General features: G+C 62.5%; 20 protein-coding genes. 14 read left to right on the plus strand and 6 right to left on the minus strand.

Annotation, left to right across the window (positions count from 1 at the left end; genetic code table 11):
- The first annotated feature begins 30 nt into the window (after window positions 1-30).
- Window positions 31-687, plus strand: coding sequence for a TRAP transporter small permease subunit (locus tag EL335_RS01890; RefSeq protein ID WP_126443983.1), 657 nt, complete (start codon window positions 31-33; stop codon window positions 685-687).
- Window positions 684-2,462 (plus strand): TRAP transporter large permease, encoded by a 1,779-nt coding sequence (locus EL335_RS01895; protein WP_126443984.1) that lies wholly within the window; start codon window positions 684-686, stop codon window positions 2,460-2,462. Before EL335_RS01890 ends, EL335_RS01895 begins: the two co-directional genes overlap by 4 nt.
- A gap of 54 nt (window positions 2,463-2,516) precedes the next feature.
- On the opposite strand, the gene EL335_RS01900 is transcribed toward EL335_RS01895, so the two are convergent.
- The gene (locus tag EL335_RS01900) at window positions 2,517-3,596 is read right to left on the minus strand and encodes a TRAP transporter substrate-binding protein (RefSeq protein ID WP_126443985.1); all 1,080 of its coding nucleotides are present in this window, start codon (window positions 3,594-3,596) and stop codon (window positions 2,517-2,519) included.
- Between the two features lie 88 nt (window positions 3,597-3,684).
- Window positions 3,685-5,028, minus strand: coding sequence for a metalloprotease PmbA (gene pmbA, locus EL335_RS01905; RefSeq protein WP_126443986.1), 1,344 nt, complete (start codon window positions 5,026-5,028; stop codon window positions 3,685-3,687).
- A 35-nt stretch (window positions 5,029-5,063) separates the two neighbouring features.
- On the opposite strand from pmbA, the gene yjgA reads away from it, so the two are divergent.
- Together yjgA and mog are read left to right on the plus strand one after the other, a co-directional pair.
- Window positions 5,064-5,549, plus strand: a complete 486-nt coding sequence (yjgA, locus tag EL335_RS01910) for a ribosome biogenesis factor YjgA (RefSeq protein ID WP_284155409.1) — start codon at window positions 5,064-5,066, stop codon at window positions 5,547-5,549.
- Window positions 5,539-6,093 (plus strand): molybdopterin adenylyltransferase, encoded by a 555-nt coding sequence (gene mog, locus EL335_RS01915; protein ID WP_126443987.1) that lies wholly within the window; start codon window positions 5,539-5,541, stop codon window positions 6,091-6,093. The genes yjgA and mog overlap by 11 nt, the downstream gene beginning before the upstream one ends.
- On the opposite strand, the gene EL335_RS01920 is transcribed toward mog, so the two are convergent.
- Window positions 6,047-7,483 (minus strand): M17 family metallopeptidase, encoded by a 1,437-nt coding sequence (locus tag EL335_RS01920; RefSeq protein ID WP_126443988.1) that lies wholly within the window; start codon window positions 7,481-7,483, stop codon window positions 6,047-6,049. The genes mog and EL335_RS01920 overlap by 47 nt on opposite strands.
- Window positions 7,484-7,511: 28 nt before the next feature.
- Between EL335_RS01920 and EL335_RS01925 the strand changes: the two genes are divergently transcribed.
- The 8 genes from EL335_RS01925 to EL335_RS01960 all read left to right on the plus strand — a co-directional run bounded on the left by EL335_RS01925 (window position 7,512) and on the right by EL335_RS01960 (window position 17,673).
- Complete coding sequence (locus tag EL335_RS01925; RefSeq protein ID WP_126443989.1) at window positions 7,512-8,306, plus strand: thymidylate synthase; 795 nt, start codon at window positions 7,512-7,514, stop codon at window positions 8,304-8,306.
- A gap of 3 nt (window positions 8,307-8,309) precedes the next feature.
- The gene (gene glk / locus EL335_RS01930) at window positions 8,310-9,230 is read left to right on the plus strand and encodes a glucokinase (RefSeq protein WP_126443990.1); all 921 of its coding nucleotides are present in this window, start codon (window positions 8,310-8,312) and stop codon (window positions 9,228-9,230) included.
- 88 nt (window positions 9,231-9,318) lie between these two features.
- The gene (locus EL335_RS01935) at window positions 9,319-9,699 is read left to right on the plus strand and encodes a DUF2934 domain-containing protein (protein WP_126443991.1); all 381 of its coding nucleotides are present in this window, start codon (window positions 9,319-9,321) and stop codon (window positions 9,697-9,699) included.
- A 110-nt stretch (window positions 9,700-9,809) separates the two neighbouring features.
- Window positions 9,810-11,114 (plus strand): glucose-1-phosphate adenylyltransferase, encoded by a 1,305-nt coding sequence (gene glgC, locus EL335_RS01940; RefSeq protein ID WP_126443992.1) that lies wholly within the window; start codon window positions 9,810-9,812, stop codon window positions 11,112-11,114.
- Window positions 11,115-11,295: 181 nt separating this feature from the next.
- The gene (glgP, locus tag EL335_RS01945; RefSeq protein WP_126443993.1) at window positions 11,296-13,857 is read left to right on the plus strand and encodes an alpha-glucan family phosphorylase; all 2,562 of its coding nucleotides are present in this window, start codon (window positions 11,296-11,298) and stop codon (window positions 13,855-13,857) included.
- 7 nt (window positions 13,858-13,864) lie between these two features.
- Window positions 13,865-15,496: a glucose-6-phosphate isomerase gene (gene pgi / locus EL335_RS01950; RefSeq protein WP_126443994.1), complete on the plus strand. Its 1,632-nt coding sequence runs from the start codon at window positions 13,865-13,867 to the stop codon at window positions 15,494-15,496.
- The gene (gene glgA, locus EL335_RS01955) at window positions 15,493-16,944 is read left to right on the plus strand and encodes a glycogen synthase GlgA (protein WP_348541421.1); all 1,452 of its coding nucleotides are present in this window, start codon (window positions 15,493-15,495) and stop codon (window positions 16,942-16,944) included. The genes pgi and glgA overlap by 4 nt, the downstream gene beginning before the upstream one ends.
- A 234-nt stretch (window positions 16,945-17,178) precedes the next feature.
- Window positions 17,179-17,673: a dihydrofolate reductase gene (locus tag EL335_RS01960; RefSeq protein ID WP_126443996.1), complete on the plus strand. Its 495-nt coding sequence runs from the start codon at window positions 17,179-17,181 to the stop codon at window positions 17,671-17,673.
- Here EL335_RS01960 and EL335_RS01965 read toward each other — a convergent pair.
- From EL335_RS01965 to apbC, 3 genes are all read right to left on the minus strand, one after another.
- Window positions 17,649-19,877, minus strand: coding sequence for an arginine/lysine/ornithine decarboxylase (locus EL335_RS01965; protein WP_126443997.1), 2,229 nt, complete (start codon window positions 19,875-19,877; stop codon window positions 17,649-17,651). The genes EL335_RS01960 and EL335_RS01965 overlap by 25 nt on opposite strands.
- 84 nt (window positions 19,878-19,961) lie before the next feature.
- Window positions 19,962-20,531 carry a dCTP deaminase gene (dcd, locus tag EL335_RS01970; RefSeq protein ID WP_126443998.1) on the minus strand — a complete coding sequence of 190 codons (570 nt, stop codon included), beginning with the start codon at window positions 20,529-20,531 and terminating at the stop codon, window positions 19,962-19,964.
- Between the two features lie 73 nt (window positions 20,532-20,604).
- Window positions 20,605-21,696 (minus strand): iron-sulfur cluster carrier protein ApbC, encoded by a 1,092-nt coding sequence (gene apbC, locus EL335_RS01975; RefSeq protein WP_126443999.1) that lies wholly within the window; start codon window positions 21,694-21,696, stop codon window positions 20,605-20,607.
- 105 nt (window positions 21,697-21,801) lie between these two features.
- Between apbC and metG the strand changes: the two genes are divergently transcribed.
- Together metG and EL335_RS01985 are read left to right on the plus strand one after the other, a co-directional pair.
- Window positions 21,802-23,889: a methionine--tRNA ligase gene (gene metG / locus EL335_RS01980; RefSeq protein ID WP_126444000.1), complete on the plus strand. Its 2,088-nt coding sequence runs from the start codon at window positions 21,802-21,804 to the stop codon at window positions 23,887-23,889.
- On the plus strand, window positions 23,886-24,164 hold the full coding sequence (locus EL335_RS01985) for an acylphosphatase (protein WP_126444001.1): 279 nt from the start codon (window positions 23,886-23,888) through the stop codon (window positions 24,162-24,164). The genes metG and EL335_RS01985 overlap by 4 nt, the downstream gene beginning before the upstream one ends.
- Window positions 24,165-24,170: the final 6 nt, after the last annotated feature.

The raw sequence follows: 24,170 nt of genomic DNA on the forward strand, positions 1-24,170 counted from the left end.
CTACGGCCCCACTGCGGAGGAGTAACCGCGATGAAATTCCTGCTGCAATTTGCGAGGCTGATCGACGCCTTGAGCGAGGCGGTCGGCCGTGCGGCGATATGGCTGGTGCTGGCCGCGGTGCTGGTTTCCGCCGGCAATGCGATCGTGCGCAAGACTTTCGATATCAGCTCGAACGCCTGGCTCGAGATCCAGTGGTACCTGTTCGCCGCGATCTTCCTGCTGGGTGCGGCGTTCACGATGCTGCGTCAGGGACATGTCAAGATCGATGTGATCAGCGGACGTTTTTCCAAGCGTACCCAGATCAAGATCGAGATCTTCGGCATCGTCTGCTTCCTGTTCCCGTTCGTTTATCAGGTGATCCGGCTGGTCTGGCCCCTCGTCGTCCAGGCCTGGACGACCGGGGAGATGTCCGAGAATGCCGGAGGACTGATCCGCTGGCCGGTCTATGCGCTGATCCCCGCCGGTTTTCTACTCCTCGGTCTGCAAGGTCTTTCCGAGCTGATCAAGCGCATCGCTTTTCTGCAAGGCCTGTGCCCCGACCCGACTCATTCTGCGCAGACCAAGACCGCTGAAGAAGAACTGGCCGAGGAAATCCGCAAACACCAGGTGGCCGACGAAGTCGTGGAGATGGTGGAGGCTGCGGAGGAGCAAATCGCCGGCGAAAGCCGCAAGGGAGGGCTAGGATGATCGAATTCCTGCAGGCCAACCTGGCGCCGGTGATGTTCGCCGGGCTGATCGTCTTTCTGCTGCTGGGTTATTCGGTGGCTTTTTCTCTGGCTGCCTGCGGCTTGTTTTTCGGCTATCTGGGTGTCGAGCTGGGGTTGCTGCCCGAATCGCTGCTGCACGCGCTGCCCTTGCGCATGATCGGTATCCTCAAGAACGACACCTTGCTGGCGATCCCGTTTTTTACCTTCATGGGATTGGTCCTCGAGCGCTCCGGCATGGCGGAGGACCTGCTCGATACGATCGGGCAGCTGTTCGGCCCGATCCGCGGTGGCCTGGCTTACGCGACGGTTTTCGTCGGTGCGATGCTCGCGGCCACAACGGGCGTGGTGGCGGCATCGGTCATTTCGATGGGGCTCATTTCCCTGCCGATCATGTTGCGCTACGGCTATGATCGGCGGCTTGCTTGCGGCGTGATCGCCGCCTCGGGCACGCTGGCGCAGATCATCCCGCCCTCGCTGGTGCTGATCGTCATCGCCGACCAGCTCGGGCGTAGTGTCGGCGATCTCTACACCGGTGCGTTCATTCCCGGTTTCGTGTTGACGCTGCTCTATGTCTTCTGGGTTCTTGCCGTGAGCCTGGTGAAACCGGCTGCCGCCCCGGCCTTGCCCCTCGAAGCGCGCACCATCCGCGAGCCCGACGGCAGTACCGGCAATCGTTCCCTGCTCGTGCTGACGGCGCTCTCCCTCCTGGCCGCGATCGTTTTTGCCCAGACCCGCTCACCGGAAGCCCCCAAGGACGAGACCATCGTTCTCGCGATGTGTGTCGGCATCGGCACGGCTTTTCTGCTGGCGCTCATCAACCGGGTCGCGAAATTGGGGCTGCTCTCGCGGATGGCCGAACGCGTCACCTTCGTGCTGATACCGCCGCTGGCGCTGATCTTCCTCGTCCTCGGAACGATTTTCATCGGCGTCGCGACGCCGACCGAGGGTGGCGCGATGGGTGCCGTGGGCGCCCTGGCGATGGCGATCTCTCGCCGCCGCCTGACGATCCCGCTCCTCAAACAGGCGATGGAGGCCACCCTGAAACTGTCGTCGTTCGTGATGTTCATCCTGCTCGGCGCCACGGTGTTCAGCCTGACCTTCCAGGGCGTCGATGGCCCGCGCTGGGTCGAACATCTGCTGACCAGCCTGCCCGGCGGTCAGCTTGGCTTCCTGATCTTCGTCAATGCCTTGGTGTTCGGTCTGGCGTTCTTTCTCGACTTCTTCGAGCTGGCATTCATCATCATTCCGCTGCTCGCGCCCGTGGCGGACAAGATGGGCATCGATTTGGTCTGGTTCGGCGTCCTGCTGGCCGTGAACATGCAGACCTCTTTCATGCACCCGCCGTTTGGTTTCGCATTGTTTTATCTGCGCAGCGTGGCGCCGCACGAGAAGTATCTCGATCACGTCACCAAGAAAGAAATCGCCCCGGTCACTACCACGCAGATCTATTGGGGAGCGATTCCCTTCGTGGTCATCCAGGTGGTGATGGTCGGGGTCTTGATCGCTTTCCCGCAGCTGGTCACCGGTCGCCTCGAAAAGAAACAGGCGGTCGATCTCGATACGATCCAGATCGAAGTGGCACCCTCGGATTACGATCGGCCGCAGGAGGGGGGGCCGGCACCGGCCGAGGAAAAGCCTCTCGCGCCTGCTGCTTCGGAGCCTCAAGCGGATGGCGGGACATGGGATGAGAAAAAGCAGGACGACCCTGCTGCGGCGCTGCTCGAAGAGATGGCCAAGGAAGGGAAGAAGCGGTAGCCAACGAAAAACCGCGGCATGCCGCGGTTTTTCGTTGTAGCCGTGCGAACAGGATTACAGCTTCTGTGCCTGCATGTAGCTGTCGAAACCCATCTCGGCGAACTTGAACCAGAGGTTCTGATCTTTGCGGAAGGCCGCGTAGTCTTCGTAGATCTTCTTCCAGTGCGGATTTTTGCCCGATAGATCGCTGTAATACTGCATCGCGAACTGGAAGGCGGCATCCATCACCGGCTTGGGCAGGCGGAACAGCTTGGTCCCCCCAGCGACCAGCTCCTTCAGAGCCTTCGGATTCTTCGCATCGTACTTGGCCTGCATGTCGGTGTGGGCGATCGCTGCGGCGCACTCGATGATCGCCTTGTTCTCGGCCGACAGGCTCTCATAAGCTTTGCTATTGACGTAGAGCACGAGCTGGGGGCCGCCTTCCCACCAGGCGGGATAGGCATAGAACTTGGCGACCTTGTAGAAGCCGAGCTTCTGGTCGTCGTAAGGGCCGACCCATTCGGTGGCGTCGATGGTGCCCTTTTCGAGCGCTTGATAAATTTCCCCGCCGGGAATGTTCTGCGGCACGCCGCCGATGCCCTTGAGGATCTCGCCGCCGAAGCCGCCGATGCGCATCTTCAGGCCCTTGATGTCGGCAAGCGACTTGATCTCCTTGCGATACCAGCCGCCCATCTGGGCGCCAGTGTTACCCATCGGGAAGTTGATGATGTTGTATTGGGCGTAGAACTCGCGGAAGAGTTTCAGACCGTTGCCTTCATACATCCAGGCAGTCATCTGGCGCGAGTTGAGGCCGAACGGGATCGCGCAGTCCATCGCGAACGTGGGGTCTTTGCCGAAGAAGTAGTAGGGCGCGGTGTGCGCACACTCGACCGTGCCTTGCTGCACGCCATCGACCACGCCAAACGGCGGCATCAGCTCACCGCCGGCATGGACGGAAATCTCGAACTTGCCGCCGGACATCTCCTTCACTTTCTTCGAAAACACTTCGGCCGCACCGTAGATGGTGTCGAGAGCCTTCGGGAAGCTGGAGGCCAGGCGCCAGCGGATCGCCTGTTGTGCATGAACGGCCGGAGCGGCACCGGCGGCCAGAATGCCGGCCATGCCGGCGTGTTGCAGAAATTTGCGACGTTCCATTCTCTGTCTCCTTGGTGATTGTTGGTCTCGCCCGATCGTGCCTGGGCGGTGCGGCAATACTACACCGGAGGATGCAGGAATCGCTGCGTCAACGCCCCGCCACGGTCATGTGGTTAACCACAATGGAACCGACGCTACGCGCGCCGCGCGTGACGGTATCGCGCCCGACGGCCTCGATGCCGGCGAACATCTCCTTGAGGTTGCCGGCGATGGTGATCTCATGCACCGGGTAGGCGATCTCGCCGTTTTCCACCCAGAAACCGGCTGCGCCGCGCGAATAGTCACCGGTCACGTAGTTGATGCCGTGACCGAGCAGCTCGGTCACCAGCAGGCCGGTGCCGAACGCCTTGAGCAGTCCCACGAAATCATCCGGAGCGCCGGGACTGGGGGCGACGATCAGGTTGTGGCTGCCGCCGGCATTGCCGGTGGTCGGCATGCCCAGTTTCCGTGCCGTATAGGTCGAGAGGAAATAGCCTTGCAGCACGCCGGCTTCGACGACGGTGCGATCGTGCGTGGCCACGCCATCGTCGTCGAAGGGGCTGGAGGCGAGCCCTTTGGGCAGATGCGGTCGTTCGTCGATGCGGAACCAGTCCGGGAAGATCCGCTTGCCCAGGGCGTCGACGAGAAAGCTCGCCTTGCGGTAGAGGCTGCCGCCGGAAGCGGCGTGGACGAAGCTGCCGATCAACATCGTGGCCAGCGGCGCTTCGAACATGACCTTGCATTGGCGCGTCTTCAGCTTCCTCGCCCCCAGGCGCGCGAGCGCGCGCCGTGCGGCATAGTCGCCGATCGCTTCAGGCGAGGCAAGATCGGCTGGATCGCGGTGGCCGGAATACCAGTCGTCGCGCTGCATGTCATCGCCGCGTTGGGCGATCGGCACGCAGGAGATGAAATGGCGCGTGGCAGGATAGCCGCCGATGAAACCGAGGCTATTGGCCGAGATGAAATGCGCGGCATGGATGGAAACGCTCGCGCCCTCGGAATTCGTGACCAGTGGGCTGACGGAGTACGCGGCGCTCTCGCAACGCCTGGCGAGCGCGATCGCTTCCTCGATCGCGATGTTCCAGGGGTGATAGAGATCGAGATCCGGCGTTGTCTTGGCCAGCAGTTCCGGCTCGGGCAGGCCCGCCGCATCATCCTCGGCGGTGTGACGGGCGATCGACAAGGCCGCCTCGACCGTGGCTTTGAGCGAATCCAGCGAGAAATCAGAGGTCGAGGCATGGCCGCGCCGCTTATCGAGATAGACGGTGATGGCGATCCCTTTGTCGCGGTTGAACTCGATGGTCTCGACCTCGCCCTTCCTGACGGTGACGGACTGGCCGATGCCTTCCGAGACATCGACCTCGCAGGCAGAAGCGCCAAGCCGTTTGGCGTGGCGCAGCGCATCGTGCGCCAGCTCGCGCAATCGATCGGCTGTGAAGGAAAACTCGGACATAGGGGGATGAAAGTGGCAAAGTTATAATCTTACCTGTGGAAACACTGGAAAAGCCCAGCAAGAGCGCTCTCAAGCGCGCGATGATCGAGCTGCAGGCGCTCGGCGAGGAATTGGTCGCGCTCTCGGCCGAGCAGCTGAAGAAAATCGATCTGCCGGAGGAATTGCGCGAAGCCGTGCGCGATGCACAGCGCTTCACGCAGCACGAGGCGCGGCGCCGTCAGCTGCAGTTCATCGGCCGGCTGATGCGCAATCTCGATGCCGAGCCGATCCGCGCGGCGCTCGACGACATTCGTGGCATTTCTGCCCTCGCCAATGCCCGCCAGCATGCGCTCGAACGGCTGCGCGCGCGCTTGCTGGCCGATGAAAAAGTGATTGGCGAAATCGCGGCGATACACCCGGATGCCGATCTCCAAAAGCTGCGCCAGCTGCGCCGCAATGCACTCAAGGAGCAGGAATTGGGCAAACCGCCGCGCGCCTTTCGCGAACTCTTCCGCGTATTGAGGGAACTCGATGGACAATGAATTGTTGATCGGCCTGGTGTCGATTTCCGATAGGGCCTCCTCCGGCGTCTATGAGGACAAGGGTATTCCGGCGCTCAAGGAGTGGTTTGCCGCGGCGCTTGCTTCGCCCTGGCGCATGGAATGCCGGCTGATTCCAGACGAGCAGCTGGTGATCGAGCAAACCTTGATCGAACTCGCTGATACCGTCGGCTGCCACCTCGTGCTCACCACGGGCGGCACGGGGCCGGCACCGCGCGACGTGACGCCCGAGGCGACATTGGCGGTTGCGCACAAGGTGATGCCGGGTTTCGGCGAGCAGATGCGCGCGGTGAGTCTGAAATATGTGCCGACGGCGATCCTTTCTCGGCAGGTGGGCGTGATTCGCGGCAAGACACTGATCCTCAACCTGCCCGGCCAGCCCAAGGCGATCAAGGAAACCCTCGATGGCATCTTCGCCGCGGTGCCCTACTGCATCGATCTGATCGGCGGGCCCTACATCGAGACGAACGAGGCCGTCGTCAAGGCGTTCCGGCCCAAGTCTGCAGCAAAGCCAGCCCCCAATTGACACCAAAGCCGGTGGTGTCGGTCGCCACCGCGCCGAGGCCCCCCTGGCAGCTCGCCGCGGCGAGATCGACGTGCAGCCACGGCGTTTGACCAACGAAGCGGGAGAGGAAGCGCGCGGCGAGGATGTGGTCGGCTTCTCCCTCCAAGGTGCATTGCTTGACATCGGCCACCTTCGATTCGAGCGCCGCTTCGTAATCCTCGTCCTGCGGGAAGACGCAGACGCGCTCGCTGCTTTCCCGTCCGGCGCGCACCGCGGCATGCGCCAGATCGCCGTCGGAGGCGAACACGCCGGAATAGCGCGTGCCGAGCGCGGTGATCATGCTGCCGGTGAGCGTGGCGAAATCGATCATCAGCTTTGGTTCGCCTTTCACGGCGAGCGCCAGCGTATCGGCCAGCACCATGCGACCTTCGGCGTCGGTATGCACCACCTCGATCGTCGTGCCATCGAGCGCCCGGACGATGTCGCCTTGCGCATAGGCGCGCGGCGAGATGTGGTTCCTGGCGATGGCCAGCCAGCAGTCGATCGCGATCGGCAGCTTCAGTTCCGCAGCGGCGCACAGCAGCGCCAGCGCAACCGCCGAGCCGGCCATGTCCTCGTGCATGCCGGTCATGTATTTCGCCGGCTTGAGGTTCAAGCCACCAGTATCAAAGCAGATGCCCTTGCCGATCAGCGCAACGCGTTTCGCGGCCTTCTTCGGGCGCCAGGAAAGATGCACGATCGCGGCGCCGCCACCGTTGTCATCCGAGCCTTGCGCCACGGCGCAGAACGCGCCGGCGCCCATTTTCTCGAGCTTCTTGAAATCGAATTCCTCGAGCGCAAAACCTTGCTCTTTGGCGAGCTGGCGGATTCGCGCGCGATAGTGCGAAGGGTCGAGCCGGTTGGGCGGTAGCGCCGTGAGCTCGCGTGCCAGCAGGTTCGCCCGCGCCGCGGCAATGCAAAACTCGGCGTTGGCGGGACGGCACGGCAAGACGATTTCGGCCAGCGGTTTGAGCGCTTTCTTTTTCTGCTGCGGCAGCGGCACGCCATTGACGAGCGCGACATAGAGCGCATCGGAGAGCGCCAGGTCATCGACGTCATGCGGCACGATGGCCAGCGCCTTGGGCGACTCTTCCAGCAGCGGCATGAGGGCCTTGCGCAGTCCGGTGAGTCGCTCGAAGCGCGACCTTGCCGGGTCGTAGGCGAAGAGCGTCGCGTGCGTGCCGTCGGGAAAATCGGCGCCAAGCGGCGTCTTGGCGAGCTCCGCTGCTTTCATCTCCTTGCGTTTCAAGAGAGTTTCCCAGAATCTGCCTTCGGGCAAGCCGGCCGGCAGGGTCTTGCCGGCGGGGATCAGGATCAGGCGGTGTTGGCCGCGTGGCGTGGCGGCGATGGAAAGTTTGGGCAATGCGATCATGAGGGGGCTCCGTATAATCGCTCGGATTATGCGTCAATACCTCGATCTCATGCGCCATGTGCTCGACCAGGGGCACGAGAAGTCCGATCGCACCGGCACCGGCACCCGTTCGGTATTCGGCTGGCAGATGCGCTTCGACCTTGCCGAGGGTTTCCCGCTTCTGACCACCAAGAAGCTGCATCTGCGCTCGATCATCCACGAGTTGCTCTGGTTTCTGCGCGGTGAGACCAACATCGCCTATCTCAGGGAAAACAAAGTCACGATTTGGGATGAGTGGGCGGATGCCAACGGCGATCTGGGGCCGGTCTATGGCCATCAATGGCGCCACTGGCCGGGACGTGACGGCCAGGAGATCGACCAGATCGCCCATCTCATCGACGGCCTCAAGAAGAACCCGGACTCGCGCCGCCACATCGTCACCGCCTGGAATCCGGCCGATATCGACCGGATGGCCTTGCCGCCTTGCCATCTGCTCTTCCAGTTCTACGTCGCCGAGGGCAAATTGAGCTGCCAGCTCTACCAGAGGAGCGCCGACATCTTTCTCGGCGTGCCGTTCAACATCGCCTCCTATGCCTTGCTGACGCTGATGGTCGCGCAGGTCTGCGGCTTACGCCCGGGAGAATTCATCCATACGCTGGGGGATGCGCACCTCTACAGCAATCACCTCGACCAGGCGCGGCTGCAATTGACGCGTGAGCCCCGCCCTTTGCCGACGATGAAGCTCAACCCGGTGGTGCAGGACATCTTCGCCTTCCGCTTCGAGGATTTCACACTCGAAGGTTATGACCCGCATCCGCATATTCCGGCACCGGTGGCGGTTTGAGCGATGAAACTGATCGGCGACATCGGCGGTACCAAGACGCTGCTTGCGCTCGTCGATGATGCTGGGCGGAGTAACGCGCGCTGCCGTTTCGCCAGCGCCGAGTTTGCGACTTTCGATGATCTGTTGGCCGCGTATCTGCGCGAGGTGAATACGCCGATCGATGGCGGTTGTCTCGCCGTGGCCGGGCCGGTGGCCAACGATGGGCGCTCGGCGAAGGTGACCAACCTGCCTTGGCAAATCGATTGCGCTCTTCTGGAGGCGCGATTCGGCCTTGGCCGAGTGCGGTTGATCAACGATTTCGCTGCGGTCGCCCATGGCATCGCGGCGCTGAAATCCGAGCAGATGATCTTCTTGCAGGCAGGTGAGCCATGCCAGGAGGGCGTGAAACTGGTGCTTGGCGCAGGCACCGGGCTGGGCATGGCGATCATTGCTGGCGGTCGCATTCTGCCCAGCGAAGGGGGGCACATCGGCTTTGCGCCGCTTGACGAGACGCAATGGCAGACTTGGCGAGCGTTGCAGGCGCGCTATGGCCGCGTCACGGCGGAACGGGTCATTTCCGGACCGGGGATGGAGAACCTCCACCGTATCCTGGCCGGGGAGGAGCTCGACGCAGCGGCGATCCTCGCGCGGGCACGGCAGAACGAGCCGGCAGCCCTGCGCACGCTGGAGGTGTTCTGCACGGCCTACGGCGCCTTTGCCGGCGACATGGCGCTGGCAGTGCTGGCGCATGGTGGTGTGTTCCTCGCTGGTGGCGTTACGCAACATCTTTTGCCCGAGCTGGGCAGCAGTGGTTTCGTGGCAGCCTTCAATGACAAAGCCGAGCATGCGGAATTGGTGCGCCGCATACCTGTCGCGGTGGTGACTGACCCGGACATCGGTTTGCAGGGGGCCGCCGCCGCTTTGCAAAGCGGCGCGTTTCGTTGACCGTTGTCAACATTCCGTCACATGTAAAGTGTATAAGGATGGATTTTGACAGGTCGAAGAAACATCATCATGCGAGGAGACCCAAACCATGACCACAGCCACCAAGACGACCGACGAACCGGTAAAGAAGTCCGGCAACGCGCGCAGCAAGCCGAAGGCCACCGCGAAGTCTAGTGATACGGCCAAGCTTTCGACCGCGAAGAAGACGTCTGCCGCAAAGGCCACGGCAGCGAAAAAGACTACGAAGCCGAAGACGCCGGCTGCGAAGCAAGCCGATGTTGCTCCGGCAGCCACGCAGACGCCGACGCTGCCCGAGCTGACACCCGAGCAGCGGCGCCTGTATGTCGAAGTGGCGGCCTACTACATCGCCGAGCGGCGCGGTTTCCGGGGCGGCAGCGAGATGGAAGACTGGCTGCAGGCCGAAGCGGAAATCGATCGCTTGCTGCGCGAGGGCATTCTCAAGCCATAATACGCACATCCCGAGCAACCGCTCCCGCCCGCCAGAGGGAGTGCGCCGATGGCGCAACAAGACAAACGATGCGGCGGGCTTGCCTGGGAAACGACAACAGGGAGTGATTCATGCAACATGATCTGCCATTCAACGACCCGCATGCGCCGCATGGTCGTTTCGTCAGCCATCTGACCCGTTCCACCTATGCGATCATCCTCGCCGGTGGACGCGGCAGCCGGCTGATGCAGCTCACCGACTGGCGCGCCAAGCCTGCCGTGCCTTTTGGCGGCAAGTTCCGCATCATCGACTTCACGCTCTCCAACTGTGTCAATTCAGGCATCCGGCGCATCGGTGTGGCGACGCAATACAAGGCGCAAAGCCTGATCCGCCATCTGCAGCGCGGCTGGAGTTTCCTCGACGGGCGTTTCGACGAATTCATCGACCTATTGCCGGCGCAGCAGCAGATCGGCGAAGACTGGTATCAAGGCACCGCCGACGCGGTATTCCAGAACATCGACCTGTTGCGCCGCAACGAGCCGAAGTACGTGCTGATCCTCTCGGGCGACCACATCTACAAGATGGACTACGGCCGCTTGCTCGCGCAGCATGTGCAGACCGAGGCAGATCTGACCATTGCCTGCATGGATGTGCCGATCGAGGAGGCGAGTGCCTTCGGCGTGATGGGTGTGAATGAAGAACGCCGCATCGTCAGCTTCATCGAGAAGCCGAAACAGCCGGCATCGATTCCTGGCCGGCCAGACCGCGCGCTGGTCAACATGGGCGTGTATGTCTTCAATGCGAGCTTCCTCTACGAACAGCTGATCCGCGATGCCGATGATCCGCATTCGGATCACGACTTCGGCAAGAACGTCATCCCGCACATCATCAGCCGCTACCTGGCTTATGCGCACGACTTCGTCGAAAGCTGTGTCGGCATCCCGGAAAACGGCGTGCCATACTGGCGTGATGTCGGCACGGTTGACGCTTACTGGGAGGCGAACATCGAGCTGACCAAGGTATCGCCCGAGCTCAACATGTACGACGAGGACTGGCCGATCTGGACGCATCAGGAACAGCTGCCGCCAGCCAAGTTCGTCTTCGACGAGGACGAGCGGCGCGGTATGGCGATCGATTCGTTGGTCTCGGGCGGCGACATCATCAGCGGTGCCGTGGTGCGCCGCTCGTTGCTGTTCTCGCGCGTGTTCGTGCATAGTTGGGCGCTCGTGGAGGATTCCGTGGTGCTGCCGAATGCCGAGATCGGCCGCCATTGCAAGATCCGCCGCGCGGTGATCGACAAGAACTGCAAGGTGCCGGAAGGGATGGTGATCGGCTATGACCCGGAAGAAGATCGCAAGCGCTTCCACGTCACGCCGAAAGGCATCTGCCTCGTGACGCCGGAGATGCTCGGGCAGAAGATCCACCACATCCGCTAGGCACCTCGCCCAACAGGCCGTTGCAAAACGTCACCAGGATGGCTAGATGCAAGGCGCATGAAGCGCAGCGACCGAGACATGTCGCAATGGCCTGCCAAGACCTGGCCCCGCTTCTTCCGATGCAATGGCCTGGCGGCGGTGAGGCGTAAAATCGCCATCCACCTCGAAAAACGGGAAAAAAATGGCTGGTACCTTGTTCCAACTCGAAATCAATCCCAAGCTTCCGGCGCGCCTTGCGCGCCTCGAAGAACTCGCCAATAACCTCTGGTATAGCTGGGATCGCCCCACGCGCACACTGTTCGCGCGTCTCGGCAGCAAGCTGTGGGGCGCGGTCGGCCACAGCCCGAAGGCCTTTCTCAAACGCGTCGATCAGCGCCGTCTCGAGGAGGCGGCGGAAGATCCGGTGTTTCTCGGCGCGCTCGCCCATGTGCTGTCGGCCTATGACACTTATCACGATGCGCTGCGCCGCGACCAGGGGCATCAGCTGCCGGAAGGCGCGCTGATCGCCTATTTCTGCGCCGAATTCGGTTTTCATGAGAGTCTGCCGATCTATTCCGGCGGCCTGGGCATCCTCGCCGGCGATCACTGCAAGACGGCGAGCGACATGAACTTGCCGTTCGTCGGCGTCGGCCTGCTCTATCGTCAGGGCTATTTCCTGCAGAGCATCGACGGCGAAGGTCGTCAGCATGCGCTCTACAACGATGCCGATTTCGACGACCTGCCGGTCACCCCCGTCGTCGGGCCGGACGGTGGCGAATTGAAGATCAGTGTGCGTCTGCCAGGGCGTGATGTCTGGGTCAAGGTCTGGAAGGCGCGCATCGGCCATGTGTCGTTGTATCTGCTCGATACCGATCTCGAGGAGAACTCGCCGCACGACCGCGACATCACCCATCAGCTCTACGGCGGCGACCGCACGACGCGCATCGAGCAGGAGATCGTGCTGGGGATGGGGGGCGTGCGGACGCTCGCCGCGTTGGGCTTGAAGCCGACCGTCTGGCACATCAACGAAGGTCACGCCGCGTTCCTGGTACTCGAACGCATGCGCGACTTGATCAAGAGCGGTCTCGATTTCGATGCTGCGCTCGAAGTCGTCGCCAGCAACACGGTGTTCACCACCCATACGCCGGTGCCGGCCGGCCACGATCATTTCAGCGACGAGATGATCCGCAAGTATTTCGAGGAATGCTGTCACGATATGGGCTGCGAGGTCGGTAGCCTGCTGGCCTTGGGACGCATCGACGATACACCCGAATTCAACATGACCGGTCTGGCGGTTCGCGGTTCACGTTTCCAGAATGGCGTCTCGCGCATCCACGGCGACGTCTCCGCGGAAATCTGCCGCAAGTTGTGGCCACAGATCGACCCCGAAGAAAACCCGATGGACTATGTCACCAACGGGGTTCATGTGCCGACGTTCCTTTCCGACCATTGGCACGACACCTTCGACCGTGTGCTCGGGCCAGCCTGGCGCCAGCGGCTTACCGATGCGCAGACCTGGGCGCAAGTGCATGCGATTCCCGATCACACCTTCTGGAGCATCCGCCAGTCGATCAAGGCCGAAATGCTCTATCTGGTGCGCCACCGCATCACCGAGCAATACACGCGCAACCAGTGTTCGCAGGCCCACATCGACCGGCTGTTGCAGCTCGCCGATCCGGAAAATCCCAACGTCCTGACGATTGGCTTCGCGCGCCGCTTCGCCACCTACAAGCGCGCCACGCTGCTGTTTCGCGACCTCGAGCTGTTGCGGCGCTTGATCTGCAATCCGGAGCGGCCGGTGCTGTTCGTCTTCGCCGGCAAGGCGCATCCGGCCGACCAGCCCGGCCAGGCGCTGATCCGGCGCGTCCATGAGGTGGCGCAGATGCCGGAATTCGAGGGCCACATCCTGCTCGTCGAAGGCTATGACCTGCGCCTGGCGCGCCGCCTCGTCGCGGGCGTCGATGTCTGGCTGAACAATCCGGTCTATCCACTCGAAGCCTCCGGTACCTCGGGCATGAAGGCGTCGATGAACGGCGTCATCAACCTATCGGTGCTCGACGGCTGGTGGGGTGAGGGTTTCCATCAAGACGATGGCGGCGCGAACGGTTGGGCGATCAAGCCGGCCTCGCGCAGCCTCGACGAGGAACGGCGCGACCAGGAAGAAGGCCGTTCGCTCTACGAGACCCTGCAGGACAAGGTGATCCCGCTGTATTACGCGCGCGGGCCGATGGGCTATTCACCCGGTTGGGTGGCGATGGCCAAGCGCTCGATCGCGACGATCACGCCGCGTTTCAATTCGCAGCGCATGGTCGGCGAGTATCTGCACAAGTTCTATGCGCCGGCCGACCAGCAGTGGCGCAAGAAAAGCGCCGATGGTTATGCCGCCGCACGCACGTTGGCGGGCTGGAAACAGAAGGTGCGCCAGGCCTGGCCCAAGGTGCGCTTGCGGCGCATCGACACACCAGTCAAGCGCATTCCCTATGGCGCCAGCCTGCACTTCGAGCTGGCCGTCCATCTCGATGGTCTGGCGCCGCAGGACGTGGCGGTGGAATTGCTGCTGTCGCGTCCCGGCACCGACAGCCGCACGCGGCCGCCGCGCAAGCTGTTGCTCGAATATCGCGGGCCGGGCGAGCAGGGCGACAGCATCTTCGCGCTCGATTTCACGCCCGACGTCTGCGGCAAGCTCGATTACCGGCTGCGCGTCTATCCCCACCATGAGCTGCTGACCCATCCCTTCGAGATGGGCATGATGCTGTGGCTGTGAGGATGCGATGACACCGATCCTGAACACCCCCGCCTGGAAGCATGTCGAGCGCCATGCCCATGGATTGCGCGACGTTCATCTGCGCGACCTGTTTGCCCACGACCCGACGCGCTTCGCGCGTTTGTCGGTGCGCTGGAACGACTGGCTGCTCGATCTGTCCAAGCAGCGCATCACACCGGATACGCTGCCGCTCCTCGCCGATCTGTGGCATGTCGCCGACGTGCCGGGCTGGATCGCCAGGATGCGCGCTGGCGAGCCGATCAACCACACCGAGAACCGCGCGGTGCTGCACATCGCCCTGCGCAATCTCGGTCCAGATGCGGCGCCGATTCGTGTCGCCGGGCAAGACGTGATGCCCGATGTGCTCGCGGTGCTGGACAAGATGCGCAAGTTCTGCACCGCCGTGCATGCCGGTCAATGGCGCGGCGCCACCGGCGAACCGATCACCGATGTGGTCAACATCGGCATCGGCGGTTCCGATCTCGGACCGCGCATGGCGACGCAGGCGCTGGCCGCATTTCGCATGCCTCATCTTCGCGTCCATTACGTTGCCAACCTCGACGGCGCCGATTTGGCGACGACGCTGGCCGGTCTCGATCCGCGCACCACGCTGTTCATCATCGCCAGCAAGACCTTCACGACGCAGGAGACGATGCAGAATGCCGTTTCCGCGCGCAACTGGCTCACCGGCGCGCTGGGGGCTACCGCCGTCGGGCGCCATTTCGTCGCAGTGTCTACCGCGCTCGACAAGGTCGCTGCCTTCGGCATCGATCCGGACAACGCATTCGCCTTCTGGGACTGGGTTGGCGGCCGTTTCTCGTTGTGGTCGGCGATCGGCCTGCCGCTGGCGCTGGCCATCGGCTTCGAGCGCTTCGAAGCGCTACTGGCCGGCGCGCGGGCGATGGACGAGCATTTCTTCACCGCGCCGCCACTCGAAAACCTGCCGGCGCTTTTGGCGCTCGTCGAGCTGTGGAATGCCGATTTCATCAATCTACAGACGCGTGCGCTGCTGCCCTACAGCCAGTCGCTGGGACTCTTGCCGCGCTACCTGCAACAACTCGAGATGGAGAGCCTCGGCAAGCAGATCGACCGCGACGGCAAGCCGGTCGGCTGCCCGACGCTGCCGATCGTCTGGGGCGAGCCGGGCACCAACGGCCAGCACGCTTTCTATCAGCTCCTGCACCAGGGCGGACGCGCGCTTTCTTGCGAATTCATCGTCTGCCGCACGCCCGACTATCCGCTCCCTGGCCATCACGAGAAGCTGCTCGCCAACTGCTTCGCGCAGAGCGCCGCGCTGATGAAGGGCAAAACCGAAGCGGAGGCGCGCGCGGAGCTCATGGCCGCCGGCGCACCCGCCCCCGACTTTCTGGCGCCTTACAAGATCTTTCCCGGCAATCAGCCTTCGACGACGCTCTTGCTGCCCCGGCTCGATCCCTTCACGCTGGGCGCGCTGATCGCGATGTACGAGCATAAGGTCTTCACCCTCGGCGTGCTCTGGCATCTCGACGCCTTCGACCAATGGGGTGTCGAATATGGCAAGCAGATCGCCAATTCCCTGCTGCCGATGATCGAGGGCAAGGCAAAGATCGAAGGTGTCGACAGCTCCACCGCGGGACTGATTGCCGCATGCCGGCCATGAAGATCCTGTTCGTTACTCCCGAGATCGCCCCCTGGGTCAAGACCGGCGGCCTGGGTGATGTCGCGGCGGCGCTGCCAGCGGCGCTGATGCGGGCCGGTTGCGACGTGCGTGTGCTGGTGCCGCGCTATCCGGCGCTCGCCGCGGCGTTTCCCGATGCCCAGCCGCTCATACGTCTGCCGGCATTCGGGGGGCAGTTGCCGGCCTCCGAACTGTTCCTCGCCCAAGCTGCGGGTACTCCTGCTTTCCTGCTGCTCGACTGCCCAGCGCTCTTCGACCGGCCGGGCAATCCCTATTTGGGGCCTGAAGGCCGCGATTGGCTCGACAACCATTTGCGCTTCGGACTGCTGTCGAGAGTCGCGGCGCGGCTGGCCGGCAATGCCTCGCCGCTCGACTGGCGTCCCGACATTCTCCACTGCAATGACTGGCAGACCGGTCTTGCCCCCTACTATCTGCGTTTTTACGAGCCGGGCGGTGCCGCCTCGGTGATGACGATCCACAATCTCGCCTTCCAGGGCGTGTTCGCCCCCCAGCTGCTCGACGATCTGGCGCTGACCGGCAAGGACTGGCACATCGATGGCGTCGAATACTATGGCCAGATGTCCTTTCTCAAGGCCGGCCTACGCCATGCCGATTGGATCACCACCGTGAGTCCAACCTATGCGCGCGAGATCCAGACCGAAGACGGCGGCATGGGACTTGCCGGCTTGCTGCAAAGCCGCGCCGCACAGCTTTCGGGCATCCTCAACGGCATCGACACCGAGGTCTGGAATCCGGCGACCGATATTCATCTGCCGGCGCATTTCGACCGCGCGCATCTTACCGGCAAGGCGCAATGCAAGCGCGCGCTGCAACGCGAGCTCGGCCTGGCGGAACGCGATGATTGTCCGCTGTTTGGCGTGGTGAGCCGACTGACGCATCAGAAGGGCCTCGATCTCGTAGCCGCGATCGGTGATGCCCTCGTCGCCCTGCCGGCGCAGCTCGCCGTGTTGGGCGGCGGCGACAAGACGCTGGAAAAGGCCTTCGCTGCGCTGGCCGAGCGCCATCCGGGTCAGGTCGCGGTATGCATCGGCTTCAGTGAGCCCCTCGCGCATCGCATCGAGGCTGGCGCGGACTGCTTTCTGATGCCCTCGCGTTTCGAACCCTGCGGCCTGAACCAGATGTACAGCCTCGCCTATGGCACGCCACCCCTGGTGCGCGCCACCGGGGGTTTGGCCGACACGGTGACCGATTGCACAGCCGAGACGCTCGCCGCGGGTAGCGCGAATGGCTTCGTCTGCGGGCCGGCGACCCCCGAGGCGCTCATCGAGACGCTGCGTCGCGCCAACGCTTTCTGGCATGACAAACCGAGCTGGCGCGCGTTGCAGAAAAACGGCATGGCGCGTGATTTCGGCTGGGCACGACCGGCCGAACGGTATCTCGATCTCTATCGGCGCTTGCGTCCACAATGATCCTAAAAACCTCAGTTGGACGCGCCCGATGGTGCGTGCCGGCGGGCGGATGGCGCGACGCGACGACGCAGCAGGCTCATGCCTGCAAGGAGGAGCAACAAAGCCAGGCGCCCGTCGGCGCGTGCCAGGGGGTGCGTAGCAGGGTCACCTCTCCGGTGAGCGGAATCAGTGAGACATCTTTCGATCTTCTCAGGCATTTTTTGCCTTCAGGAGCGGTTAACTGGGGTTTTTAGGATGATCGTCATCATCGCGGCCGTGGCGAAAAACGGCGTGATCGGCAAGAGCAACGCATTGCCTTGGCGTCTGCCGGAAGATTTGCAGCATTTCAAGGCGCTCACCCTGGGACACACGGTGATCATGGGCCGCAAGACCTGGGAATCGCTGCCGGAAAAATTCCGGCCTCTGCCCGGGCGCGAGAACATCGTCGTGACGCGCAACGTCGACTATGTCGCGCCGGGTGCGACGGTGGCGCATTCGCTCGCCGCCGCGCTGAGCAAAGTCGGCGCTGGGGGGACGGCATTCGTGATCGGCGGCGCCGAGCTCTACGCCCATGCGCTGCCGCTCGCCGATCGGCTGGAGCTCACCGAGATCGATGTCGATGTCGAAGGCGATGCTTTCTTCCCCGCCTTCGCACGTGCCGAATGGCGCGAGACAGGGCGTGTCGCTGGCCGCTCGGCCAATGGACTGGCTTACGCCTTCGTCACTTACGAGCGGACACAGTCGACGTAATACCCGTTGCCGTCCGCCTTGACGAGGCCGTGGATATCGGTTTCGAAGCCGGGGAAACGGGCATTGAACTCGCGGGCGAATTGGAGGTAGCGCACGATCGTCGCATTGAAACGTTCGCCCGGGATCAGCAGCGGAATGCCGGGCGGATACGGCGTGAGCAATACTGCCGTGATGCGCCCTTCGAGCTTGTCGATCGGCACCCGTTCGATTTCGCGATGCGCCATCTTGGCGAAGGCATCGGCAGGCCGCATCGCCGGCACCATGTCGGAGGTATACATTTCGGTGGTCAGCCGGGCGATGTCGTTGGCTTTGTAGACGCCATGGATCTGGGCACAAAGTTCCTTGAGGCCGATGCGTTCATAGCGTGGATATTTGGCGACGAATTCCGGCAGCACCTTCCATAGCGGCTGGTTCTCGTCGTAATCATCCTTGAACTGCTGCAGCTCGGTCACCATCGTGTTCCAACGGCCCTTGGTGATGCCGATCGTGAACATGATGAAAAAGCTGTAGAGCCCGCATTTCTCGACGATCACGCCATGTTCGGCGAGATACTTGGTGACGATCGCCGCGGGGATGCCCCAGTCGGCGAAATCGCCATCGACATCGAGGCCCGGGGTGATGACCGTGGCCTTGATCGGATCGAGCAGATTGAATCCCTTGGCGAGCTTGCCGAAGCCGTGCCAGCGCTCGCCCGGTTTGAGCATCCAGGCCTCGCGTTCCTCGATGCCCTCCTCGGAAAGATCATTCGGCCCCCAGACCTGGAACCACCAGTCGGTACCGAACTCCTTGCTGACCTTGCGCATCGCGCGGCGGAAATCGAGCGCCTCCTTGATCGATTCCTCGACCAGCGCGGTGCCGCCGGGCTCTTCCATCATCGCCGCGGCGACATCGCAGGAAGCGATGATCGCGTACTGCGGCGAAGTCGAGGTGTGCATCAGGTAGGCTTCGTTGAACACGTCGCGATCGAGCCTGTGGTTCTCGGCATCCTGAACGAGGATTTGCGAAGCCTGGGACAGACCGGCGAGCAGCTTGTGCGTCGACTGCGTGGAGAACACCATCGACTCCCTGCAGCGCGGACGATTGGCGCCGATCGCGTGATAGTCGCCGTAGAACTCGTGGAAGGCGGCATGCGGCAGCCAGGCTTCGTCGAAGTGCAACGTGTCGATGTAGCCGTCGAGCATTTCCTTGATTTCCTCGACGTTGTAGAGGATGCCGTCATAGGTGCTCTGGGTGATCGTCAGTACGCGCGGTTTGCCTTCGACCTGGGAGGCGAACGGATGGGCGGCGATCTTCTTCTGGATGTTCTGCCATTCGAACTCGCTCTTCGGGATCGGCCCGATGATGCCGTAGTTGTTGCGCGTCGGCATCAGGAACACCGGAATCGCCCCTGTCATGATGATCGCATGGAGGACCGACTTGTGGCAGTTGCGGTCCACGATCACCACGTCGCCGGGTGCGACGGTCGAATGCCAGACGATCTTGTTCGAGGTCGAGGTGCCGTTGGTGACGAAAAAGAGATGGTCGGCATTGAAGATGCGCGCGGCATTGCGCTCGGCAGCCGCCACCGGGCCGGTGTGGTCGAGCAGCTGGCCGAGTTCCTCGACCGCATTGCAGACGTCGGCCCTGAGCATGTTCTCGCCGAAGAACTGATGGAACATCTGGCCGACCGGCGATTTCAGGAAGGCGACACCGCCGGAATGGCCAGGGCAATGCCAAGAATAGGAGCCGTCGGCGGCATAGTGGGTCAGCGCGCGGAAGAAGGGGGGCGGCAGGCTGTCGAGGTAGGCGCGGGCCTCGCGCACCACGTAGCGGGCGATGAACTCCGGCGTGTCCTCGTACATGTGGATGAAGCCGTGCAGCTCTCTGAGCACGTCGTTCGGGATGTGCCGCGAGGTGCGCGTTTCGCCGTGCAGGAAGATCGGGATTTCGGCGTTGCGAAAGCGAATCTCCGAGACGAAGGTTCTCAGCTCGGTGATGGTTTTCTCCGCCTCGGTGGCGAGCTCTTCATCGTCGATCGACAGAATGAAGGCCGATGCCCGGCTCTGCTGCTGGGCGAAGGAGGCCAGATCGCCATAACTGGTGACGCCGAGCACGTCGAGGCCCTCTTTTTCGATCGCTTCCGCCAGCACGCGGATACCCAGCCCCGAGGCGTTCTCCGAGCGGAAATCCTCGTCGATGATGATGACAGGAAAATGAAAACGCATCTGGATTCTCTCCCGAAAAGCAAAGACCCGCCCCGGGCAGCCGGCGGCGGGCCATCGATGTCAGAGTGCGGCTACGCGCTAGGCCTAGATCTTTGGCAGAGTGACGCCGACCTGCCCCTGGTATTTCCCGCCGCGGTCGCGGTAGGAGGTTTCGCAGATCTCGTCGGATTCGAAGAAGATCACCTGGGCGCAGCCTTCACCAGCATAGATTTTGGCGGGCAGCGGGGTGGTGTTGGAGAACTCGAGCGTCACGTAGCCTTCCCATTCCGGCTCGAAGGGGGTGACGTTGACGATGATGCCGCAGCGCGCATAGGTGCTCTTGCCGAGGCAAATGGTCAAAACGCTTCTCGGGATGCGGAAATACTCGACGGTGCGCGCGAGCGCAAACGAGTTCGGTGGGATCACGCAATAGCCCTTGCCTGAGACCTCGACGAAGGAATCGGGATCGAAGGCCTTGGGGTCGACGATGGTGTGGTTGATGTTGGTGAACACGCGGAATTCGTCCGCACAGCGGATGTCGTAGCCGTAGCTCGAAGTGCCGTAGGAGACGATCTTCTGACCATCCACTTCGCGCACCAGCTCGGGAGAAAACGGCTCGATCATGCCGTACTCCCGCGCCATGCGGCGAATCCATTTGTCCGACTTGATGCTCATGCGGGCGTCTCCCAAAAGACAACGCCTCCGGCATGCGGAGGCGTTGTAAATTAGACCACAAATCTGGGCAGCCTCATGTATTTTGCACGACGATGGTCGGGAATTTCGACGAATGATCCTTGGCCTGTTCGGCGATCTTGACGCCGATGCGCCGGGCGATGGCGCGGTAGATCTCGGCGACGCGGCCATTCGGGTCGGCGACGACGGTCGGATGCCCGGAATCGACCTGCTCGCGGATGTTCCTGTCGAGCGGTAGGGCGCCGAGGAATTCGACTTCGTAGTCCTCGCACATCTTCTTGCCGCCGCCTTCGCCGAAGATGTGCTCCTCGTGACCACATTTCGAGCAGATGTGAATGCTCATGTTCTCGACGATGCCCAGGATCGGGATGCCGACCTTCTCGAACATCTTGAGACCCTTCCTGGCATCGAGCAGCGCGATGTCCTGCGGCGTGGTGACGATCACCGCGCCGGTGACCGGTACCTGCTGGGCCAGGGTGAGCTGGATGTCGCCGGTGCCCGGCGGCAGATCGACGACCAGATAGTCGAGGTCTTTCCAGTGGGTGTCACCAAGGAGCTGGTTGAGCGCCTGGGTGACCATCGGGCCGCGCCAGACCATCGGCGTTTCCGGGTCGATCAAAAAGCCGATCGACATGGCCTGGATGCCATGTGCGATCATTGGTTCGAGCTTGCGGCCATCGGTCGATTCCGGCTGGCTGTCCGGGATGCCCAGCATCTGCGGCTGGGAGGGACCGTAGATGTCGGCATCCAACAGGCCGACATTGGCGCCTTCGGCGGCGAGCGCCAGCGCCAGGTTGACGGCGGTGGTCGACTTGCCGACGCCGCCTTTGCCGGAGGCTACCGCGATGATGTTCTTGACGCCCGGGATCAGCTTGACGCCTTTTTGCACCGCATGTGAGACGATCTTCTGAGTGACATTGGCCGAGACGTTGCCGACGCCGGGCACGGTCTTGATCGCGTCGATGACCATCTTGCGGATCGAGTCGATCTGGCTTTTGGCGGGGTAGCCGAGTTCGACGTCGAGCGAGACGTCGGCTCCACTGATCTTGATGTTCTTGGTGCTCCGGGTGCTGACGAGGTCCTTGCCGGTGTTGGGGTCGATGACAGCCTTGAGGGCTTCTTGAATGGCTTCTACGCTGAGGGACATAGGGGCTCCGAATGTTTGATCAGTTTGGTCTAATATTACTGCAGGCAAAAGGCAGATGAGGGCGTTTGTTAGAATTTCCAGCCTTTCCCCGTGGAACCTGCAATCATGACTTCCCGCCAGATTCTCGTCACCTCCGCGCTGCCCTACGCCAACGGCGCCATCCACCTTGGCCATCTCGTCGAATACATCCAGACCGACATCTGGGTGCGCTTCCAGAAGATGCGCGGCCATGAATGCTGGTATGTGTGCGCCGACGACACGCATGGCACGCCGATCATGCTGCGCGCCGAAAAGGAGGGCATCAGCCCAGAAGCGCTCATTGCTCGCGTGCATGGCGAGCATCTGCGCGACTTCGCCGGCTTTCACATCGCTTTCGACAACTATTACTCGACCCATTCCGACGAGACGCGCTTCTACGCGGAGGATATCTACAACAAGCTCAAGGCGGCCGGGCTGATCGAGGTGCGCGCGATCGAGCAGTTCTTCGATCCGGTGAAAAGGATGTTCCTGCCCGATCGTTTCATCAAGGGTCGATGCCCGCGATGCGGGGCGAAAGACCAGTATGGCGACTCCTGCGAGGCTTGTGGCGCGGCCTATGCGCCGACCGATCTGATCGATCCCTATTCCGCGGTTTCCGGCGCCAAGCCGGAACTGAAAAAATCCGCTCACTATTTCTTCAAGCTCTCCGATCCGCGCTGCCAGGAGTTCTTGCGGGCATGGACGCGCCGTGGCAGCCTGCAGACCGAGGCCGCCAACAAGCTGGCCGAGTGGCTGGGCGACGAGGGGGAAAACAAGCTCACCGACTGGGACATCTCGCGTGATGCGCCCTATTTCGGCTTCGAGATTCCGGATGCGCCGGGCAAATATTTCTATGTCTGGCTCGATGCGCCGATCGGCTACATGGGCTCGTTCAAAAACCTCTGCACGAAAAAGGGGCTCGACTTCGATGCCTACTGGAAGCCCGATTCGAAAGCCGAGCTCTATCACTTCATCGGCAAGGACATTCTCTACTTTCATGCGCTGTTCTGGCCTGCCGAGCTTGAGTTCGCCGGTTACCGGACGCCGACCAATGTCTTCGCGCACGGTTTTCTGACCGTCGATGGCGCGAAGATGAGCAAGAGCCGCGGCACCTTCATCACCGCCGCGAGCTATCTCGAACAAGGGCTGAACCCGGAATGGCTGCGCTATTACTTTGCCGCGAAACTGAACGGCTCGATGGAAGACATCGACCTCAATCTGGAAGATTTCGTTTCCCGCGTCAATGCCGACTTGGTCGGCAAGTTCATCAACATCGCCAGCCGCGCCGCTGGCTTCATCACCAAGCAGTTCGCGGGCAAGCTGCTCGATACGCCCTTCCAGGAGCGCTTCATGGCCAGCCTGCCCGAGCTGATGCTCGCGGCCGAGGAGATCGCAAGCCTATACGAGCAGCGCGATTTTGCCCGCGCCATACGGCGCATCATGGCGCTTGCCGATCAGGTCAATCAGTATGTCGATCATCACCAGCCGTGGAAGCTCGCCAAGCAGGGCGGCCGGGAGCGCGAGCTGCATGTGGTGTGCACGATGCTGATCAACGCTTTCCGGCTGCTGACGCTGTATCTGAAACCCGTGCTGCCGAAGCTTGCGAAACAGGCCGAGGAATTCCTCAACATCGCGCCGCTTTCCTGGCGCGATGCGGCGCATCTGCTGCCGCCGGCGCATCAGATCAATCCCTATGAGCATCTGATGACGCGCATCGAGATGAAGCGGATCGAGGCCCTCCTGGCGGCCAACCGGGAGACGCTCGCGCCGGCGCCCGATGCGCATTCTCCGCAACGCCATGCCCAGCATCAGGTCGGCGAGAAAACGTCTGCCGCCGCGCAAATCTCGATCGATGACTTCGCCAAGGTCGATTTGCGCATCGCACGCATCGCCGAAGCGGCCCAGGTCGAAGGCGCCGAAAAGCTGCTTCGCCTCACGCTCGATTTGGGGCCGCTGGGCACGCGGCAGGTCTTTGCCGGCATCAAGTCGGCCTACGATCCGGCCAGCTTGGTCGGGCGGCTGACCGTGATGGTCGCCAATCTTGCGCCGCGCAAGATGAAGTTCGGCATCTCCGAGGGCATGGTGCTCGCCGCCTCCGATCCGAGCGGCGAACATCCCGGTCTGTTCCTACTCTCGCCCGATGCCGGCGCCTTCCCCGGCATGCAGGTGAAATGAGCCGCGAAGTCCGGCATCTGATCATCAGTGGTCGCGTGCAGGGCGTCTGGTTCCGCGAGGGCATGACGCAGGAAGCGCGGCGGTTGGGCGTGACCGGCTGGGTGAGGAATCGTAGTGATGGCAGTGTCGAGGCGATGGTGGCCGGCAGCGCCGAGCAGGTCGCCGCGATCATCCGGTGGGCGCGGCGCGGTCCGCCCAATGCGGTGGTCGAGCACGTCGCGGTCGAGCTGGGCGAAGGCGAGTTTGATGGCTTCGAGCGGCGCGCCTCGCTGTAAGAAGCG

Origin of the sequence: Sulfuricystis multivorans (assembly GCF_003966565.1) — a bacterium.
Taxonomy (GTDB): Bacteria; Pseudomonadota; Gammaproteobacteria; order Burkholderiales; family Rhodocyclaceae; genus Sulfuricystis; species Sulfuricystis multivorans.

What these genes read in the sequence shown, in the direction of transcription:
- pgi (WP_126443994.1), top strand. Translation starts at nt 13,865, where the DNA reads ATGACACCGATCCTGAACACCCCCGCCTGGAAGCATGTCGAGCGCCAT.
- dcd (WP_126443998.1), bottom strand. Translation starts at nt 20,531, where the DNA reads ATGAGCATCAAGTCGGACAAATGGATTCGCCGCATGGCGCGGGAGTAC.
- glgC (WP_126443992.1), top strand. Translation starts at nt 9,810, where the DNA reads ATGCAACATGATCTGCCATTCAACGACCCGCATGCGCCGCATGGTCGT.
- EL335_RS01985 (WP_126444001.1), top strand. Translation starts at nt 23,886, where the DNA reads ATGAGCCGCGAAGTCCGGCATCTGATCATCAGTGGTCGCGTGCAGGGC.
- apbC (WP_126443999.1), bottom strand. Translation starts at nt 21,696, where the DNA reads ATGTCCCTCAGCGTAGAAGCCATTCAAGAAGCCCTCAAGGCTGTCATC.
- mog (WP_126443987.1), top strand. Translation starts at nt 5,539, where the DNA reads ATGGACAATGAATTGTTGATCGGCCTGGTGTCGATTTCCGATAGGGCC.
- glk (WP_126443990.1), top strand. Translation starts at nt 8,310, where the DNA reads ATGAAACTGATCGGCGACATCGGCGGTACCAAGACGCTGCTTGCGCTC.
- EL335_RS01895 (WP_126443984.1), top strand. Translation starts at nt 684, where the DNA reads ATGATCGAATTCCTGCAGGCCAACCTGGCGCCGGTGATGTTCGCCGGG.
- EL335_RS01890 (WP_126443983.1), top strand. Translation starts at nt 31, where the DNA reads ATGAAATTCCTGCTGCAATTTGCGAGGCTGATCGACGCCTTGAGCGAG.
- EL335_RS01935 (WP_126443991.1), top strand. Translation starts at nt 9,319, where the DNA reads ATGACCACAGCCACCAAGACGACCGACGAACCGGTAAAGAAGTCCGGC.
- metG (WP_126444000.1), top strand. Translation starts at nt 21,802, where the DNA reads ATGACTTCCCGCCAGATTCTCGTCACCTCCGCGCTGCCCTACGCCAAC.
- EL335_RS01925 (WP_126443989.1), top strand. Translation starts at nt 7,512, where the DNA reads ATGCGTCAATACCTCGATCTCATGCGCCATGTGCTCGACCAGGGGCAC.
- EL335_RS01965 (WP_126443997.1), bottom strand. Translation starts at nt 19,877, where the DNA reads ATGCGTTTTCATTTTCCTGTCATCATCATCGACGAGGATTTCCGCTCG.
- glgP (WP_126443993.1), top strand. Translation starts at nt 11,296, where the DNA reads ATGGCTGGTACCTTGTTCCAACTCGAAATCAATCCCAAGCTTCCGGCG.
- pmbA (WP_126443986.1), bottom strand. Translation starts at nt 5,028, where the DNA reads ATGTCCGAGTTTTCCTTCACAGCCGATCGATTGCGCGAGCTGGCGCAC.
- EL335_RS01900 (WP_126443985.1), bottom strand. Translation starts at nt 3,596, where the DNA reads ATGGAACGTCGCAAATTTCTGCAACACGCCGGCATGGCCGGCATTCTG.
- glgA (WP_348541421.1), top strand. Translation starts at nt 15,493, where the DNA reads ATGAAGATCCTGTTCGTTACTCCCGAGATCGCCCCCTGGGTCAAGACC.
- EL335_RS01960 (WP_126443996.1), top strand. Translation starts at nt 17,179, where the DNA reads ATGATCGTCATCATCGCGGCCGTGGCGAAAAACGGCGTGATCGGCAAG.
- EL335_RS01920 (WP_126443988.1), bottom strand. Translation starts at nt 7,483, where the DNA reads ATGATCGCATTGCCCAAACTTTCCATCGCCGCCACGCCACGCGGCCAA.